The organism is Luteimonas sp. A501 (assembly GCF_054052085.1).
Genome location: NZ_JBSVRI010000033.1, coordinates 1 through 1,167, shown reverse-complemented (window position 1 = coordinate 1,167; position 1,167 = coordinate 1). Strand labels below are relative to the sequence as shown.

Annotated in this window: 1 protein-coding gene; it reads right to left on the bottom strand. The window is 55.8% G+C overall.

Annotated features, from left to right (window positions below; translation table 11 throughout):
• Nucleotides 1–224 precede the first annotated feature (224 nt).
• The gene (locus ACW7G5_RS14775; RefSeq protein ID WP_457005775.1) at nt 225–593 is read right to left on the bottom strand and encodes a hypothetical protein; all 369 of its coding nucleotides are present in this window, start codon (nt 591–593) and stop codon (nt 225–227) included.
• Nucleotides 594–1,167: the final 574 nt, after the last annotated feature.

Below are 1,167 nucleotides of genomic sequence, written 5' to 3'. Positions count from 1 at the left end.
CGAGGTGCTCCAGAGGTGACTGCCTATGCCTCCATCGCGCGTACGAATTGCAAACGCCGCGGAATGGCGAGGCACTAGAAGCCGCCTGGAACTTGGCGATGACAGTGCGGGAAACAAGGCCTAACGCTCAAGTTAAGCCGAATTGCAGCGCATAGCTGACAACATGGCAAGCTTGTCCTGCCATGTTGTTGGCGTAGCGATGCAATTTCGGCTTGAACGCAATGTTAGGCGTCACTGCGGTGAATAGTGAGGTCTAGTCCAAGATCGCCAACAGAAACGGTCGCCGGCTCGCCTGGACGAACGATGATTGTCGGATCCATCGAGCCATGCGAGGAATCGAGCTTTGTTGAGACCTTGACTGAGCCTTCGTCGCCCTCGGTGATGGTTAACGACAGCGTGTAACCGTCCGGACCAACAACCTCGACACTGGCAGGCACACCCGGCTCGACTCGAAGCGCTGGGGAGGCGAATGGGACGCCTGAGTGTGACAGCGTGGCAGAGACCTCATACGTGGTTGGTTGGGCAGCAAACGATGCACCTATGGGTAGCACGAGCGCCGCGAGTGCGGCAATGATCCGACATTGGAAATGCATGTGACCTCCTTTGACGCCTAACTAACTATTAGGGCTCATCACGGAATCCGCAAGCAAAGGGCTTGTCGCGATTACCAGTGAAAATGAGCTTATGGCACGACTCGCGAGTGAGCTTGGGTAGGAGCTCTTTACGGCCATAAGGATTCGAGTCGTAGTGGAATACCTGGTGCAGCCCGGCGGTGCTGAGTAGTGCGCCGTCCCAGATTGACGAATCAATGCCGGGGTGCTCAACAGCTACCCAAAATGGCTGAATCGATTTTGCAGCGGTTTGCGCACACAAGATCGCGGAAGACTGATCTTCGCCAAGCCGGATCAAGCCGCACATTTTGGCGGAACGCCCGGAGGCGTGGGTTAGCTCAGAAGCAACGATCTCAGCGGATGTGGATGGGCTTGCCTTGTGGCATCCAATCGCGAGCATTGTGAGAAATAGAAGTGCCAGAGTCTTTGACATGAGGCCTAACGCCAGAATTAAGCCGCGCCGCGAAGCGGTGTCGGCTTGAATGAATTGTTAGGCATTGCTGCCATAAGATAAGCAGTGAACGACGACGGGATACGTCTCATTGCCGGGCATCCG

What these genes read in the sequence shown, in the direction of transcription:
- ACW7G5_RS14775 (WP_457005775.1), bottom strand. Translation starts at nt 593, where the DNA reads ATGCATTTCCAATGTCGGATCATTGCCGCACTCGCGGCGCTCGTGCTA.